This window comes from Mesorhizobium sp. 113-3-9, from assembly GCF_016756515.1.
In the GTDB taxonomy this organism is placed as follows: Bacteria; Pseudomonadota; Alphaproteobacteria; order Rhizobiales; family Rhizobiaceae; genus Mesorhizobium.
In genome coordinates this window covers 4,746,601-4,762,558 of record NZ_AP023246.1, presented here as the reverse complement: position 1 = coordinate 4,762,558, position 15,958 = coordinate 4,746,601, and the positions used below count along the sequence as shown (strand labels likewise).

At 60.5% G+C, this 15,958-nt stretch carries 17 protein-coding genes and 1 tRNA gene; 5 read left to right on the top strand and 13 right to left on the bottom strand.

Annotated elements, in window-relative coordinates; all coding sequences use genetic code 11:
- Positions 1 to 98 precede the first annotated feature (98 nt).
- The 3 genes from MesoLj_RS23265 to MesoLj_RS23255 form a co-directional block, all read right to left on the bottom strand.
- Complete coding sequence (locus MesoLj_RS23265) at positions 99 to 1,262, bottom strand: D-alanyl-D-alanine carboxypeptidase family protein (protein ID WP_202322738.1); 1,164 nt, start codon at positions 1,260 to 1,262, stop codon at positions 99 to 101.
- Positions 1,263 to 1,360: 98 nt separating this feature from the next.
- A complete protein-coding gene (locus MesoLj_RS23260; RefSeq protein WP_202322737.1) occupies positions 1,361 to 2,590 on the bottom strand; it encodes a septal ring lytic transglycosylase RlpA family protein in 1,230 nt (409 codons plus the stop codon).
- A 559-nt stretch (positions 2,591 to 3,149) separates the two neighbouring features.
- Positions 3,150 to 3,392: a hypothetical protein gene (locus MesoLj_RS23255; protein WP_202322736.1), complete on the bottom strand. Its 243-nt coding sequence runs from the start codon at positions 3,390 to 3,392 to the stop codon at positions 3,150 to 3,152.
- A 404-nt stretch (positions 3,393 to 3,796) separates the two neighbouring features.
- Here MesoLj_RS23255 and MesoLj_RS23250 point away from each other — a divergent pair.
- A tRNA-Ser gene (locus MesoLj_RS23250) sits at positions 3,797 to 3,886 on the top strand.
- A 93-nt stretch (positions 3,887 to 3,979) separates the two neighbouring features.
- Here the strand turns inward: MesoLj_RS23250 and MesoLj_RS23245 are convergent.
- The 4 genes from MesoLj_RS23245 to MesoLj_RS23230 form a co-directional block, all read right to left on the bottom strand.
- Entirely contained in the window at positions 3,980 to 4,687 is a 708-nt protein-coding gene (locus MesoLj_RS23245; protein ID WP_202322735.1) for a hypothetical protein, read from the bottom strand.
- Positions 4,688 to 4,820: 133 nt separating this feature from the next.
- A complete protein-coding gene (locus tag MesoLj_RS23240; RefSeq protein WP_202322734.1) occupies positions 4,821 to 5,147 on the bottom strand; it encodes a hypothetical protein in 327 nt (108 codons plus the stop codon).
- Positions 5,144 to 5,371 (bottom strand): hypothetical protein, encoded by a 228-nt coding sequence (locus tag MesoLj_RS23235; RefSeq protein ID WP_202322733.1) that lies wholly within the window; start codon positions 5,369 to 5,371, stop codon positions 5,144 to 5,146. The genes MesoLj_RS23240 and MesoLj_RS23235 overlap by 4 nt, the downstream gene beginning before the upstream one ends.
- Positions 5,368 to 6,132 (bottom strand): hypothetical protein, encoded by a 765-nt coding sequence (locus tag MesoLj_RS23230; protein WP_202322732.1) that lies wholly within the window; start codon positions 6,130 to 6,132, stop codon positions 5,368 to 5,370. The genes MesoLj_RS23235 and MesoLj_RS23230 overlap by 4 nt, the downstream gene beginning before the upstream one ends.
- Positions 6,133 to 6,246: 114 nt before the next feature.
- Between MesoLj_RS23230 and MesoLj_RS23225 the strand changes: the two genes are divergently transcribed.
- The gene (locus MesoLj_RS23225; RefSeq protein ID WP_202322731.1) at positions 6,247 to 6,483 is read left to right on the top strand and encodes a hypothetical protein; all 237 of its coding nucleotides are present in this window, start codon (positions 6,247 to 6,249) and stop codon (positions 6,481 to 6,483) included.
- 172 nt (positions 6,484 to 6,655) lie between these two features.
- Here the strand turns inward: MesoLj_RS23225 and MesoLj_RS36385 are convergent, their stop codons facing one another.
- Positions 6,656 to 6,898 carry a hypothetical protein gene (locus MesoLj_RS36385; protein ID WP_244735150.1) on the bottom strand — a complete coding sequence of 81 codons (243 nt, stop codon included), beginning with the start codon at positions 6,896 to 6,898 and terminating at the stop codon, positions 6,656 to 6,658.
- An 88-nt stretch (positions 6,899 to 6,986) separates the two neighbouring features.
- Between MesoLj_RS36385 and MesoLj_RS23220 the strand changes: the two genes are divergently transcribed.
- Together MesoLj_RS23220 and MesoLj_RS23215 are read left to right on the top strand one after the other, a co-directional pair.
- Entirely contained in the window at positions 6,987 to 7,175 is a 189-nt protein-coding gene (locus MesoLj_RS23220; protein WP_202327621.1) for a hypothetical protein, read from the top strand.
- Positions 7,176 to 7,541: 366 nt separating this feature from the next.
- Positions 7,542 to 7,736 carry a hypothetical protein gene (locus MesoLj_RS23215; protein WP_202322730.1) on the top strand — a complete coding sequence of 65 codons (195 nt, stop codon included), beginning with the start codon at positions 7,542 to 7,544 and terminating at the stop codon, positions 7,734 to 7,736.
- Between the two features lie 18 nt (positions 7,737 to 7,754).
- Here MesoLj_RS23215 and MesoLj_RS23210 read toward each other — a convergent pair whose 3' ends face one another.
- Together MesoLj_RS23210 and MesoLj_RS23205 are read right to left on the bottom strand one after the other, a co-directional pair.
- On the bottom strand, positions 7,755 to 8,612 hold the full coding sequence (locus tag MesoLj_RS23210) for an ATP-dependent DNA ligase (RefSeq protein WP_202322729.1): 858 nt from the start codon (positions 8,610 to 8,612) through the stop codon (positions 7,755 to 7,757).
- A 741-nt stretch (positions 8,613 to 9,353) separates the two neighbouring features.
- Complete coding sequence (locus MesoLj_RS23205) at positions 9,354 to 9,746, bottom strand: hypothetical protein (protein WP_202322728.1); 393 nt, start codon at positions 9,744 to 9,746, stop codon at positions 9,354 to 9,356.
- Between the two features lie 403 nt (positions 9,747 to 10,149).
- On the opposite strand from MesoLj_RS23205, the gene MesoLj_RS23200 reads away from it, so the two are divergent.
- Positions 10,150 to 10,491: a hypothetical protein gene (locus tag MesoLj_RS23200; protein WP_202322727.1), complete on the top strand. Its 342-nt coding sequence runs from the start codon at positions 10,150 to 10,152 to the stop codon at positions 10,489 to 10,491.
- Here MesoLj_RS23200 and MesoLj_RS23195 read toward each other — a convergent pair.
- The 3 genes from MesoLj_RS23195 to MesoLj_RS23185 are packed head-to-tail and all read right to left on the bottom strand — an operon-like array spanning position 10,426 to position 15,955.
- Positions 10,426 to 12,549, bottom strand: a complete 2,124-nt coding sequence (locus MesoLj_RS23195) for a hypothetical protein (RefSeq protein ID WP_202322726.1) — start codon at positions 12,547 to 12,549, stop codon at positions 10,426 to 10,428. The two genes, MesoLj_RS23200 and MesoLj_RS23195, sit on opposite strands and share 66 nt — an antisense overlap.
- Positions 12,549 to 14,966, bottom strand: a complete 2,418-nt coding sequence (locus MesoLj_RS23190; protein ID WP_202322725.1) for a phage tail tip lysozyme — start codon at positions 14,964 to 14,966, stop codon at positions 12,549 to 12,551. The genes MesoLj_RS23195 and MesoLj_RS23190 overlap by 1 nt, the downstream gene beginning before the upstream one ends.
- Positions 14,963 to 15,955, bottom strand: coding sequence for a tail fiber domain-containing protein (locus tag MesoLj_RS23185; RefSeq protein WP_202322724.1), 993 nt, complete (start codon positions 15,953 to 15,955; stop codon positions 14,963 to 14,965). Before MesoLj_RS23185 ends, MesoLj_RS23190 begins: the two co-directional genes overlap by 4 nt.
- Positions 15,956 to 15,958: the final 3 nt, after the last annotated feature.

Below are 15,958 nucleotides of genomic sequence, written 5' to 3'. Positions count from 1 at the left end.
CTAGATAGTCCGCGTTCGGGGAAACGTCCATGCCGTCAGATTTTTGCTTTTACGCATGTCGTTGTCTCAAGACCGTGGCCACTTTTGAGCGACATGCATTAGCGCAGCCAGCCGATCGCCAGTTCCTTGACGGCATCGAGTGCGCGCTGTGGCAGCGTGCCGACACCGATCGACTCGGCGGCGAAAAGCGGTGTCTCCTGGCTCAGCGTGTCGCCGATCCAGACGCGCAGCGCACCCACTGGCTGGCCCTCCTCCACCGGTGCGGCGACCGGGCCGGTATAGACGATCCTTGCCGTCAGCTTGTCGCGGTTGGTGATCGGCAGGAAGATGGCGATCGGCCCTTTTGCCTTCAACGTCACGCCGGATTTCGCACCGCCAAAAACCTGGGCCTCGCCAACCACCTCGTCCTTGGCGAAGATCTCGGTCTTCTCGAAGGACCGCGCGCCCCAGTCGAGCAGCTTCCGCGCCTCCTCGGCGCGTTCCTTGTCATTGGCGAACCCGCTCATCGCCGCGACCACCCGCGTGCCGTTGTGGCTGGCCGAAGCGACGATGCCGAAGCCGGACGCCTCGCTTGCACCGACCGCCAGACCATCGGCACCGATATCCATGGTCAGCAGCGGGTTGCGGTTCCTCTGCGAGATCTTGTTCCAGGTGAAATCCTTCAGGCCATAGTAGCGATAGAAATCCGGGTAATCGCGCCACAAATGCAGGGCCAGCTGCGCCAGTTCGCGCACGGTCGTCTGCTGGCCATCGGCCGGCAGGCCGGTCGAATTGACGAAGGTCGATGTCTTGAGGCCGATCTGGCGGGCACGCTCGGTCATCTGCGCGGCAAAATTATCCTCTGACCCGGCCATGCCTTCGGCGATGACGATGCAGCCGTCATTGGCTGCCTGCACGGTCACGCCCTGGATCAGGTCCTCGAGCCGGATCGCCGATTTGAGCTTGGCGAACATCGTCGATGTTCCCGACGGCGCGCCGCCCTTGCGCCAGGCGTTTTCGCTCACCACGAACGTGTCGTCGAGCTTGAGCCGCCCGGATTTGATGGCGTTGAAAACCACTTCCATGGTCATCAGCTTGGCCATCGAGGCCGGCGGGATCGGCTTGTCGGCATCTTTCGAGAACAGCACCGTGCCGGTATCGGCATCGATCATGAAGGCCTGTGTGGCCTTGGTCTCGAAAAGCTGCGCGTGGGCTGGAGCAAGGGAAATCAGGAGACCGAGAAGAAAAAACCCGGCAAAAGGCTGAAGCAAGCGAAACTGCATGAAATTCGACCCGTTGGCCGGTCCCTCCGGCAAGCCCGCGAAACTATCGGGCTTTTTCCGGGACGGATCAACTGTTCAGCGGAAAACCGGCTCGTGAATCAGTTGCGCACGGCCAGTGCGTCGGGCGCGCCGTGCGACCATGCCGCCTGCAGCAACTCGTCCAGCCCGCCATGGCCATTCGGATAGAGATTGACCGCGTACCAATCATTGCCGTCGAGATCGGAACGCTGGATCTCCGTTCTGCCGAAGGGTTGAAGTGCTGCTGCCACGCGCTTGGCTTCCGCGGCGTCGTCGAACGTGCCGGCGGCGACATAGTCGGCGCTGGACGGCGCTGCTTGCGGACTGGACTTTTTCCACGACCGCAGGATGTCGGCGGGTGACATGCCGTTGTCGTCCAGTGCGGCAAAGACATCCCCGCGCCGCACGCGTTCATCCGCGTAGGACAGCGAGGCAATCGCGAATGGCGACTGCGGCGGCAGGCCGATTTCCGGGCGCGAGGGAACGATCGGTCCGAAGTCAGGCAGCGCCAGGTCGCCTAAAGCCGGTGCCTGCGCCGACAGAGCCGGCTGCGTGGCGAACGCCTCACCGGAATTCGTCAACTGACCCGGAAACGGTACGGCTGCCGCACCCACGGGCAGACTTGGCGACGGTCCGTTCATGGCCACCATGACACCGGTCGGCAGGCCATCCGACGGATCCGGAATCCGGTTGCCCGGATGGTAGGATGCCATCAAATACTGATCGTCATTGCCGTCGAGCGGTGCGCGACCGACATATTCGACCTTGACCTTCGCGGTGCCGACCTTGTCATAGTCGAGCATCTGCGCCGCGCGCTCCGAGACGTCGATAATGCGGCCCTCATGATACGGCCCGCGGTCGTTGACGCGCACGATGACCGAACTGCCGGTGTCGAGGTTGGTGACACGGGCGTAACTCGGCAGCGGCATGGTCGGATGCGCGGCGGTCAGTTGCGCTGTGTCATACACTTCGCCATTGGCGGTCAGCCGGCCATGGAAGGCGTCGCCATACCAGGAGGCCAGGCCGACCTTCGCGTAATGCCGATCTTCCTTGGGATAGTACCACTTGCCGCGAACCTGGTAGGGCTTGCCGAGCTGGTCGCGACCACCGCCGCGCCGCATGAAGTTGGCGCGCGGGCTCGCCTTCACGCCATATTCGGTCTCGGCGAAATATTCCTTGGAACGAGGTTTGGGATTCACCATCGCTTTCGGCTCGGGCTGCGACGCGCAGGCTGCCAGCAAGGCAGCCGACGCAGCAAGCAGCGTAAGCGTGGAAGCGCGACGAAGACGCGGGCGCGTCGTAGCCTGCATTTTCCTGAAATCCCCTACAGTCTCAATCAAGACGCCGTCGTTTCAACAACAGAGGAGCCAAAGCACTCACTCGACGATATCAACGACGCCCTGAACCCCGATCCTTTGTGCGCAGGAATTGTTTATCACGATATTAACCGATTGTGGCCGGAACCGGGCAAGATTGTGACGGCGCTTGCTGCGTGAACCAGCGCTTTTCCTCGCTCAAACGTCGTCGATCAAACTGCGCGAAACGGGCAGTGATGAGCGGGGCTTGCGTAGAGCCCGGCGCGAGCCTGATGGCCGACGATAAGAATCGGGAGCCTCTGATGGTGATGGGATCAGCCCGTTGCCAAGCTTGGGGGGCAGGCAAAGGCAACGGGCTGTAGGGTGGTCTGTGCACACCCCGTGGAGCATCGACGGGCATCGCCGCTCCGACCTGCAGCCTACGAGACAATGCCCATATGCGCGACTTACGGATTCGTAAGGGTGCGTAAAGGACGTACGGCCTGAACAGTTTCGTCCAGCCGGCCGCACCGGTCCTGAAGTGCTTCACTCCGCTGTCCGCCTAAGCCCGGCTTTAAAGGCCAGTCATGATCCACGGATTGGCGTCGTATCCCAGGCGTGGCTTTTCCGGCGTTGTTCCACCCGGCAATTTAGTTGTTCCGGTCAAGTTGCAGTCCAACTCCGGCCTCGGCTTCTTGCTCGAATGTTTCGTAGAGCACAGGGCCGCTGCATCGCTGACCGCGACCTTCTTCTCCTTGGCAACGGCGACACCAGTCGCAGCGATCACGAGTGCCGCGCAAAACAAGATCACTCTCATCGTACTTCCCCACGGTTGCGCATCCCCAAGATGCTGGGGAGTGACGTTACGTCACTTTTATATTAGCGCAAGCGAATATTTAGACCCTCGGTCCGCCGCTGCCGCGCGTCCACGACCTTCGGCATACCCACGCTACACAGATGCTTTCAGCCGGCACCCACCCGAAGATAGCGAGCGCCTGGGCCATCCCCAGCCTCCATTCGCTGGCGATAAAACCGGACAACTCATGTGCTGCCTAATCCGGACAACTCATGTGCTTACGACAGATGCAGCGGAGCAAGTTGACGTTGCGCTTCAGGCCGCTATAAGCAGCGAGCGAAAAGGCAAACAGTTGCAAACTGCGTAGCAACGGGCATTCCATGGCCCCACGCAAATTGTCAAAAGCGCAATGATTGCAATTGCTTGGAGGGATGGCCGAGCGGTTTAAGGCACCGGTCTTGAAAACCGGCGTGGGCGCAAGTTCACCGTGGGTTCGAATCCCACTCCCTCCGCCAGATATCTCGCTATCGCATTGATAAGGCGATGAAATTCGCCATTACCCTATTGTATTCCTAACTCAATTCCTAACTTTTCCCGATGATGATCGGTCATCGCCACAGCGATTGGCCTCCCCGGAGCATCACCATGTCGGGGTCTTCCTCGTCCTCTTCGGGCTCATATGGTGCCGGCGCTTCCAGCAAATCGATTCGTCTGAGGTCCGTGCCTCCCATCGGCGCATCGAGCGATAGCGTTTTGAAAGTGTCGTACTGCTGGTTGTAGCGACCAAGGTAGTCTTTTACGCGAGCGGCGACGTTCTGCAGGAGCAATTCGCCTTCCAGTACGGCCAGGAGCATGGAGTTGATGACGTCGTCACGCATGAACCGGGGTAGTGCGGCGCTGACCGCCCGGCTGACTACGCGATAGACGTCCTCGGGGTTGTGCCGGATGGCGTTGATGGATTTCTTTACGAGCCGATGAGCGGCCTCTTGCCTCCGAACCTTGTCGCGGTTCACAAGCTTGTACGCTCGACCTTGGGCCAAGATGGCGTCGCGCTTCTCGGGATAACGTTTACGCTGGTACTCCGCTATGTGTTCACGATGAGCTAGTCTCCAAGCACCGTTGTAGGCGTCGATCGCCTCTTTGTGCTTGGCCCGGTACTTTCGCCGCGACTCAGCCATCGTCTCTGGGTGATCAATCATCCATTGCTTCTTTCTTTCTCTGAATGCCGGCTCTCGCTCCTTTGCTCGAATCTTTTCAAGGTGTTTGGCCCTGTATCGTCGCTGCTCTTCGCGGTGTTTGGCGGGATCCTTGACCATCACAGATTTGGGGGCCGGTGCTGCGGCCTTCGCAAGGGCGCGGTATCGCTTATGCCCGCTGATCCCGCAGTTAGCCCCCAATAACGAAAGCCCGCTACCGAGAGGCAGCGGGCTTAAAGAACACGAGGCATTGTCAGGCGCGGGCGCGTCGACGCGGGGTTAGTCGAGCCCACGGATCAGTTTGCCATTCCTGCCCCTCTTGCGGGAGTTCAGCATCGTTTGACCATGCCTGACCATCGCCATAGTCCTCCGGGCAAAACCCTTCGGCGTCGTGCTGCTCTTCTAGGTCGCAATCATCTTGCTCTCTGTCATCAGTCCCGACAATCTCGATGCCGCCAGCTAGGTACGGCTCTAGATCCGGGTCAGGCTCCACGAAGTCGAGCAGAGAGATCAGGCGTTCGATTTCGTCCTCGATCGAGCGGCGGACAGTCGGGTCTGAAAGGCGGGCGCGCGCATTCATGCCGCGCCCGCCTTGTTCAGATGCTCCCGAAGCGGCTCCAGCAAGTCTTGGGCATAGATGAGGACATAAGCGATCGATGCCATTTCCTTCGCGGAGACGTTCGAAGGGTCGGCCTCATAGGCGTTGATGGCCAGCCGCGTGACCCGGATGAGGTCAAGTGCATGATCCATCACGTCAACAGCTTCGTTGCCAGGATACTGCTTGCTAAGGACAGGCCGTGTCATGCGACACCGCCTTTCGCATGGCGGAGGACGGACTCCGCAATCTGCCCGTGCCAGTTCCGCTTGCGATCGACGGCGGCCCAGATACGGTCCTTTTCGGGTACCCTTCCCCATACAGCCAATGCTTCAGCCTTGATCAGCATCCCTTCAATGGTGATGTCGGGCTGATCCAGAACGGCAGTGATATGGGCGGCGAGGGCTTGCGCGGCTGCATGCCGAGCCTTCCAAGCCGACGTATAGCCGGAAGCCTTTTGTATGCTAGCCGTCCGGCGCTCATATTTTTTGGCAACGACGAGCAGCCGAGACGCTTCATCAAAATCTGCCCGCCAGCCATCACGCGTCGAACCCGGCGATGTCGAACGGCTTTTCAAAGCGCGGCCGGCCCGGTCAAGCCGCCATTCAAAATAATCACTGGTGTAAATGTGTCGCCCGTGATGCGCGCCGAAGAAATCACGCTCAAGCTCGCTTGAATGGGAAGGCTTCGCTGTAAGCGCTGCCGGCGCAGTTGGCCATTTCGGCGCCCATTTCCGAACGACACTTTCCTCATGCTCCCAGGCATCGACATAAGCCTGTTCGATTGCCGGGGTCAGATTGCCGATAGCAATCAGATCGGGGTTCTCTACCGGCGCGGCCTTTGCGCCAGCATGAGCGGCGACGGTTCCAACTGCGGCGGCAGTAGATGCAGCGGCGAGGCCAAGCAGGAGGCGGCGGCGGCTGAGATTGGGCATGCCTTCGGCGGCAGCCCGAACAGGTACGTTCGGCATGTGTTTGGTTCCCTATAGACTAGTTGCATTTACTAGTTAACCATGAACCGCAATTCGCTTGCCGTCAACAGCAAACTATGAAATATTCCTAGTCTACCGATATGGGGACATAACATGCTCACTACAGGAAACCAGCTTCGCGCTGCTCGGGCGCTCGCTGACATGGATCAAGGGACGCTGGCCAAACGGGCAGGCGTCAACATCAACACGATAAGCGCGATGGAAAAGAAGGGCGCCGAGGGGCTGACCAGCGGTCTGGACAAGGTGCGCGCCGTGATGACCGTTCTTGAGGAAGCGGGCATCGAGTTTTTGAATCACGGTAGCCCAGGCGTCAGGCTCAAGAAGCTATGAGCGCGAGTCGTCGCTTCCGGGCAGGTACGTCTTCCGCGATCACACCATAACGACGCGTGTGAGAATCGATCATCATTCAATGGCGGCGGATACGATCCCCGCTCGGCCGGCGCCTTGCCCAAAGCCCCCAACGCTCCCAACCAGGCGCCGGCCATTTCTATCCAAGTGCGGACTAGCCAGCCTCAGGCGATCTAACCGGTCCCGTGGTGTGCCATTGAATGAACTCAACTTCCTTCCCGGTCACATCCCTCACCGCCTTCAGCAGCACTTCATGCAGGACGTGCGTCTGCCTGTAGTGGTCACAATGTGGAGATATAAACGGCTTCACAATGCTCCTATGAAGCGCTTCCGCCGCTGTAAGGAAAGTTGCGATTTCAGTCTCTGATAATTGCTTTGACGGTTTCGACCTAGCCATTGCGACACCTCTCGATAGTCGCCCCACCTGAGAACAGAAAAGGAACAAATTCCTTGCCCGTCAAGCCGTGTTGTGGAATCTATCGCGCATGAGCGACGAACCAGCAAAGCTTGCCGACGGCATGACGCCGGCGCCGAGAGAGCGCGCGAAAGTGCTGGGACATATGTGCGAACACCCCGGCTGCTCGAAACACGCCGGTTTTGGTTTTTCCCGACCCCGCCAAGCCACGCATTGGTTCTGTTTGGACCATCGAGACGACGGCGAGCGCTACCTGTGAGGTCTCACGATGGCAAAGCGACAGAAGAACCATATGTTGCCGACCGTTTATGGTTGCACGATCGATATTGATGGTGACGACCCGCGACCGACGAGGTGCATTGTCGGACTGTTGACGGTGGACGGCGTCACCAAGTTCGGACTTAGTAAGCAAGGCGCCAGGACCATGGTGCTCGCTCTTCAGACCTTTCTCGACAGGGTCAATGCTCCGAAGCGTGATGCCGCTATCAAACGTCAAACAGATCCCACGGCCCCAAACCGATCTCGTCGATGATGTCGGGCGTGTCGTGGTCTGATGTGAGGCATCACTGCAACAAAGACCTGATCTGGACGTTGCGCGTCGGGATTAACGCCTGGGAGCGCTATAGTGCCTAAATATCATGTCGAGGAGATGGACGGCGATGCCGTCACCGCAACGCACCTTGTTAATGCAACCACGCCTTTAAGGGCCGCCAAGGAAGCTACCGAGCGCGAAGTTACCCTGCGCACCAGCGAGCCTATATGGGTCCGCGTGACCGACGAACAGCGTGGCCACGTCTTTGAGTATAGTTTCAGCCTCTAGATACGAGCCGACGAGGCATCAATCCTCCTCCCGGAAATCCTGCAACGAAGCGTGCCGCAAGTCCTCCTCGCCGCGCAAGTGCTTTACCCGTCCAATGATGCCAGGCTTGACCCATTGCGTCGCCGGCCGCCTCATGCCCTTTGGGGCGGGCCCGGCATGCTCCTGCACCCGCTTCCACAACCGATCTCTTATCGCACCCTTCGAGTTGATAAAGGCCGATCCGACATATTTCCCGGTCTTGCGGTCAGCCATGAGCGCGAAGGCTGGCTTGCCCATCTCACGCTCGACGCCGAGCAGGTCGTACTCCTCGACCGCATAGCTCTTGATCTTGAGCCAGCTGGTCGACCGGCCGCTGCGATATTTGCTGTCGCGCCGCTTCGATACCATTCCCTCGATGCCGGCTTCGTCAATCAGGTGGAAGATGGCGCTCGCTTCGCCCGGCATCGCCTGGCTGAACTGGATATGATCGTCCAGCCCTATGAGGCCTTCCAGAATCTCGCGGCGGTCTTCCAGATCCATGTCGCGCAGGTCGTGGCCGTTGAGGTGCAATAGGTCGAACGCCACGAAATAGAGGTCCTCCTCTCGGCTTGTGATGGCCTTGCGTAGCGCGGCGAAGTCAGACAGGCCAGCCTCGTTGAGCACGACAATCTCGCCGTCGATGATCGCGTTTTCGACGCCTAGCCTTTTCGCCGCCCCGACTAGGTTGCGATACTTCGCCGTCCAGTTGTGGCCGTTGCGGGTGAAGATCCGCACGTCGTGGTCGATGATGATTTGGGAGCGGTAGCCGTCGAACTTGATTTCGTGAATCCATTCGTCGCCGTCGGGAGGCTTGTCGACAAGGGTCGGCAGCAGAGGCTCGATGAACGCTAGACGCATGAACTGACTCACGAAAACGCGATTCAATCAGCTTTGGCTAAAATAGTTCCATAATTGAAACGACGAATCAATTTGGCATCGCGGTCCGACCCCTCCATCACGACCGCCTAGCTAGGACCTAAGTCCCTTCACTGACCAGCCAGAAGGCCCACATTGGAACATATTGGAACATATTGCGGCATTCTTGCTTGAGTCCAACCGGTGGGGCGCCGGGTTGGGAGAACGACGAAATGGCTTTATCCGACGAACTGAGCAATGTGCTGATGGAATTCCACTGTCCGGTCTGTTCGCAACCAATTGTAAGATTCGGATCCTGGCTCCGTACAATTGGAGCCTTCAGGTGCGACGGGTGCCAAGCGATGGTCCGAATTGGCTACGAAAAGAAGCTGTCGATTTTTGCGACCTATCTGAAACCCCGCCAACAGCTTAGCAGCGGCAGGGCGACAAAATCCCGGCCCCATCGGCTAATTCCTGCGGCATGACAAAGCTGTCAGACCTTGGCCCGCCTATTCCCGGCAAGCGCCACGGCGGCGAACCCGCCAGCGAGGGAGACAACTTTTACCCCTGCCCCTATTGCGGCCAGCGTGTCGACCAGCGCGACCTACGCCAGGTGTTGTACCATGAAGGGCCAGGCCATGACCCGCTGGAGCTGGAGTCCGAGGCGAAGGTTATTGAGTTCCCGCGACGAAAATGAGAATGGCTGCCCCGCCGGGCAGCGTCCTTATCATTTGCCAAAGACCGTCACCGCCTCGCGAAAGTAGCCACCAGAACCATGAGGACCAGTGATAGCGCGCCTACTCCTACAAAAACTTGCTTGGCCTCAAATGCGGCCTTTCTCCCCCAATAGGCGCCCGATGCGTCGTCGTACTCATAGACCTTCTTCGCAAGCGCCTTTTCCACAGTCATTAAGCCAAATACGTATTGAAGGTAATCACAAAGTATGGCCATCGCGCTGCAGAAGCCTATGAGGAACACAAGAACCCCGTAGGTTTTCAAATGCTTGGAGAAATCTGAACTATCAGAACTTATGGTATAAAATGCGATAAGCAGGCCGAAGGCAATATACCGGCAAAGTTCAGAGATAGTTGCACTTAGATACTTTTTATCTTCAAGGAAGTCTTCACGTTTCAACATCTTATTTCGCTTTCGGCGCGCTTGGGCCAGGGTCGTCGGTGCCTGGATTAGAACTCTTTAATATGAGCGCTCCGGCCGGATACGCGGCAGGATCTCGTGGGCTCACTAGTTGGAATTTGAAGTCATCTTTGCATCGAAACAACGCACCAGCGGCTGACCAATAACCCTCCGGTGGGCAATCGATCGGCTTCTTTCCATCTGGCGTTTCGTAAACGGGCTGCACAGTGCCTGTTATCGCGTCGACTACTTTTGGATCTGTCCCATTCTTCGGTATCAAATATAGACTGTCATAGTTACCCGCGTCGGCAAAAACGACGGTGCTTGCTAAGGCAAAAGCCACCAGAAAAAAATTGCGCATAATCCCCTCCCGAAAGAGCGCGCAACATACAGGAGTACCTTTGACATGGGCCAGCCTATTTCACCGAATAAAGAACTTGCCTTTACAGAGATTGAGGACGCTTTGAAAATCGGAGAAATCGCCCTATGGTCCCGCCCCATGTCCAGGAACGCCGTTCTTCAGATCATTGCCGCGTTGATCACCATCGCCCTGCTGGCGGTCTTGCACCAGGGCCTCGACTGGTTCCTAAGCAAAACCTCGACCGACTTCATGGTTGGCGTGATGGTCGGCCTGGTCGTGATGTGGCTGATCTGGTTCTATGAAGACAGCCGGGAGCGGCGTTCACGGGCGGTCGGCCGCAGCGGGGCCGCTGAGCAGGAGCGTGCGCGCCACTCGATCGACCTGTGACCGGTGAAGGCGAGATCCCCGGCCGGCCTTCATAAGGGCATCCAGCACGGCACTCTGCCGAGGGCCACCAGTCAGGGTGCGCGCCATATCTGCCACCGCCTTTTCATTCCCGCCATTGCTAAGGGCTTCAATGACCTTATCCACCGTCCGCATGCCTGCGGCTCGCGCCGCGCCGCGCGCGCCTCCGGCAATGAAGCCCTCGCGCACGCCGAACCCGGGCGCGTTGCCGGGGTCGATCGCTTCGCGGGCAGCGAGACGCGCAGCCGTTTCCGAATTGCGCGTGACGATGTTCGACGTGTCGGCAAACAGCTTTTCCCGATCGAGCAGACTGATGATCGCCTGCGCTTTCTCCGAACCGAACAGCGTCGAGAGGCGAGCGCGGTTCCAGTCACCCTCACCTTTGATCAGACGCTGAAGCGCCACGCGGTCGTTCGCGTTGGTGCCCACGATGCGCTCAATCTCGGCCCGGGCACCCTCACGCAAGCGAACCGGCACCGCCGACGGCCCTACTTGCAAACCTTGCGGCAGCGCGCCCTGTTGCACCTCGGCCGCGAGTTCATCCGGGCGGGGAGCTTCCCGGCCGCTGGACAGGACCGTTTGACCGCGCTGAACCGCTTCTTTCTGGCGGGCCAGTTCGGCATATTTGGCGTCCACCGCCTTAAGGCCTGGCACCTTGGCGGCAAGCTCGTCGTCAATGGCTTGCCGCGCAGTCTGGAGCGCATTAATGGCGTTGCTGCCCTGCGTTGTCTGAAGAAGGTCGTCGACGGCCTGCCGCGTGTTCAGCAGCGTGCCGGCGTCATAGATCAGCCCGCCTTGCACTGGTTGGCCCAATGCCCTGGCTCGAGCGGCTTCCTCTCCGGTGGGAACATAGTTGAGCATGCCTCGGATGCGCTGGATGCCCCGCTGCGCATCTCCGCGCAGCGTCTGGGCTTCCGCATCAAGGTAGCGGGCAATCGGTGCTGTATCGACATCTGAGGCATCGCGCAGTGCATCCCGATATTCAGGCTGCAAGCGCATCTGGTTCTGATCGGCCCTACCGATGATGCGCGACGGCGTGGGCGCCTCGCCAAGCGTCTCATTCAAGGCCGAACGAATGCGCCAGTTGGCGTCGGCATCACGGGCACCGATGGCGCCACGGACGATAGCCTTGCCTTCGCCCGGAGTGGCCGCGATTGCACCAGCCGTGTGCCGCATGTTCGGGCCAAGATCCATCAGCATGCCATTGTCGCCGAGTTGGGACAGCGCGGCGGGATCTACGCCGTCCTGCCGAACAGCATCCGCCAATACCTTGGTCGCGCTCTTGTCCAATCCGAGAGCCCGCGCTACCGCCCCGATGTGCAGATTGTCGGCTACAGCTTTGACGCCCTTGCCGACGAGCGGCGCGAGGATCGGTGCGGCCAATCCAAGGCCGCCACCAATGATACCACCCTTGATCGCCTCCCTCGTGTCGCCACCCGAGCGAACCGCGGAATCTGCACCGTTGATCGCAGCGCCGGAGAGCGCGCTAAGACCGTACTGCAGAGGCTTCGACGCAACGCCGATGCCGAATGCCTCCGGGGCCGCCATCATCGCCGGCAACGTTCCAGCAACCGCACCGGTGACATTGCCCAGCGTCTTGGCGACAGGGTGAGCCGCACGGCTCGTCTCCAGCATCTGGGACATGTCGCCGTGCACCTTGTCATAAGGCTCGCCGGTGAGAAGTGATCCGATCCCGGCAGATGCAGCGGTAAGGCCCTTGTCGATGAGTGGGCCGGCGATAGGAACGCCCTCGCCCGTCGAGGTCAGGAATGTGCCACCGGCGCCCATATCGAAGCCTGGAGGGTGATAGTCTGGCACCTTGTGGCCGCCGTCAGGCGTCGGGCCGCCGCTGTCCATGATCTGCCGCGCCTTGGCAAAGCCAGCCTTCGCGCGCTCGTCGGCCGCCGCCACGTCACCGCCAGGCCCCGCCGGCAGGGACTTGGCGATTTCCTCGACCGCTGCATTCTGCTGATCGGGCGTCATCAACAGAAAGGCATCGTCGACCTTGACCTTGCGGCCCTGGATGTTGAGCGTTGCCATCAGGGTTCAATGCTCCAGTTGAGGCCGTTGCTGGTCGTGCCGCCGTTCCCGCTGGTGGCGCCACCTGGAGCCGCGACTGTGCTGCCCCCTTTGATCGCCTCGACCATTGCCCTGACCCGCGCCAGCTTGTCCGCGACAGACGCTTTCGCCTCGCCCGGCTTCGGTGTCAGGATAGAGGCTTGGTTTTCAACCTCGGCCGGCGCGGCGGTCGCACCCGACACACTATAGAGGTAGGAAGCAATGATGGTCTTCAGCGAGTTCGATGCGCGCTGATAATCCTCCGATTTCAGATAGTCGGCGCCATAGTCCGAGCCGTGCGGAACGGCTGAAAGCGCCTGGTCCGACAGATTGGACAGCGCGTCGAAATTCTTCTCCACGATGCCGAGTTCCGGGGCGACGACGGAATAAAGCTTGGCGTCTCGCTGCTGCTGTTCGTTCGGCGCCTTCGTCTTCGGCCCTGTCAGCGGCATGATGCCGGCATTCTGGTCCGGCGCCGGGTTTGCCGCGCGCGGGCTTACAGGCGCCGCCGGAGTTGGTGCCGGGGCAGACGGGGCCACAGGAGCAGGAGGAGCCGCAGACGGGCTTGCCTGTGGCGCGGGAGCCGGGGCGGCCGGCGGAGCGGAGCGAGGCGCGACCGGCACTGCGGGAGCGTCCTTGCCGGCCTGGCCAAATACACCTTGCGGGGTCAGGAACAGCATTTCACCGTTCGGGCCGGTGATCGTCTTGCCGGCGCCGAGCTGCTGGGCCTGCTCCTCTGTCAGATCCCCGGTATCCATCAGCCCATTGAGCGACTGTGCCTCAACAGAATTGCCCTTGAACCGGAACTTGCCGGCGTTGGAGTCGCCAGAGGTCACAGCCTTCGTTTCGCCGGTGCGCTTATTGTAAAGCGTTCCGTCGTCCAGCTTCTCCCAATCGGTTTGCGGGCCGGTGTAGACAGGCTGGTGCGTGTTCGGGTCGACCAACGTGCCGCCCACTTCAATCAGCTTGTTCTTGTCTGCCTCGTACTTGCGTTCATCCAGATCGAGGCGAGCCTTTTCGGCCGGCGTCATCTGCGGATTTTGCAGGCGTTCCGTCTCGATCCGGGTCTTTTCCATTTCGAGCCGGTTCTTCTCCATCTCCATCTGCGTGGCCGGGTCGGCTTCGTCCATCTTCTTTTTCAGGAGCATGCTGACAACGCCTCGCTGTTCGGGGCTCAACCGAGGATCGGTCGCGGCCTGCATGAGCTGCTGGACCGGAGGGCCGCCACCGGCGACCTGAACACCGCCCTGAGCGGCCGGCGCCGCACCAGTGTTGACCGGAATCCATCCGAAATCGCCTGTCGCGCCTGCCATGCCTTTCGTCTCGGCATACTGATACGTCTTGCCGTCCGGTCCCTTGCGGATTGAGCCAGGTGCCGGCGCGTTGACCGGAAGACCGCCGCCATCAGAGGCACGGGGAGACTGCACGACGCGCGGGGCCGGCGTGGGCACAGGAGCGCCCGACAGGGCTTGCGCGGGTGTCTGCTGCGGTCCTGAGACGGCAGGAGCGACCAGAGCATTGGCAACGGCGCTGCCTGCTGCCGGTGCCATTCCAGCGGCCGGATCAAGGCTCGCCACCTTCACCGGTTGTGCGTCAGACCCGGTGAACCGCGAGGCGAACGAATTGGCTTGTGCGATACGCCGTGCAGCCTCACCGCCCGGCCGATTGTAGCCCGCAAACTTCCATGCGTTGTTCATGATCTGCTGGGCTTCGGTCGGCGACTTCGCCGCGTTCAGCCGATCGATCAGCCCCGGATCTTCCTGAAGGAAAAACTGCGCCTGGAGTTTCGGCGAAGGACTGTTGGGATCGCCGCCGTTCTTGGCCGCGAATTGCCGCATGGCCTCGAAACGCGGGCCGCGCCAGGACAAGATGCCACCGGCCGTGCCGGCCTGACCGCTTTCGCTCGGATCGGACCATGAGCCGAATGCATTCTTCGGATTGAACCGGCTTTCGGCGTTCGCAGTCGACGCGACGGCGGCGAGGCCATTGGGGTTGGTGACCTTCGATTTCACCGTGTCCATGAAACTGGAATAGATATCGTTGCCTGACAGGTCTGGAGCCGGTCCAGCGGCGCCGCCCTGGCTGGGCGTTGCAACGCTGCCGCTATCGGCCGTGGGTGCCCCGCCAGCAGCGGCCGGCGCCGATCCGGTGCCAGTGGAGCCGAACAGCGCCGAGAACACGCTGTCGCCGCCCTTGCGCCAATCTGCTTCCGCCTTGTTCGCCCTGCTGTTGGCCAAACGGTAGCCAAGAGCCTCGCCGACCGCAGAAAGGCCCTGCCCGGCCGTCTTCGGCGCCACAGGTCCGCGAAGGGCGTCAGCAATGGCGCGAAGGCGCGCGAGTTCTTCCGGCGTCTGTACGCCAGTGTCCCCGCCGAAGATGAAACTCGGTTGCACCGTCATGCGAAGGCCCTCCCGTAATCAACGGCATCGAAGCCGTCGACCTTCATCACCGCGTAGGGTCGATAGGCGCGAACCTCGTCGGCCATGACGCCAACCTGTTCGCCACCGCCCCAGAGATATTCGAACACGTATTTGGTCAGGCCGTTCGCATAGGTGCCGATCGCGCGGATGTTCTTCTTCAATCGACGGTCTGAATATTTGATCAGGTTCGCGCCGAGACCGAAGAGACCTCCGAACAGATCGTTGCTGTTGGCCTGATCCTGCTGCCATGCCTGGAGCTTCTGATTGTAGTTCGTGTTGATCAACCCGGCGGTGTCCGTGGTCGGGATCGTCGGCATGTTTGCGTTGACGAAATTGGGCTGACTGACCTGTGAGCCAGACAGCAAGGCCGTGAGGTTGTTGATCGGCGCCGAATTCTGGGCCAAAGCCTCCTGGACGGCCTGACCGCGACCGCTCAGCAGCAGCGAGTTGTACGCGTCATTTTCGCCTTGGTCCTGGATGTTCTGCGCCTGGGCGTAGTTGTCCGAGCCGGGGCGGATGCCGCGGTTGATCAAGTCGGCCTCATTGGCCTGTCGACGAGCGTCCAGCGCCGGCTGAAGCCGCTTCATGCCGAGATCCATCAACCGCGCTTCCGTGGCGTCGTTGGACAGATCAACAGGCTTCGCAAGCCAATCCTTCAGGAACCCGGACTGGCCGGCCGCCAGTTCGCCCAGATTAAGCTTCGCCTGGTCGGTCTGATCCTTGATCGCCTGGCTGGTGCCTGACAGCGCCTGCGTGGCCGTGTAAGTCGGGATGTCGTAGGACTTGCCCGTATAGGGGTCATTCCATTTATAGGTTCCCGTCTGAGAATAGGTCAGCGAGCCATCGGGCGTCACCTGATTGACGTTGCCGAGGTTGGCGTTGGCAATCGCGGTGCCGACATTCGTGGCGGTCGAGGCTGCGGAAGTCTCTTTGGGGTCCGGCGGTTCTGGTGCTGACGGCGCGCACATGGG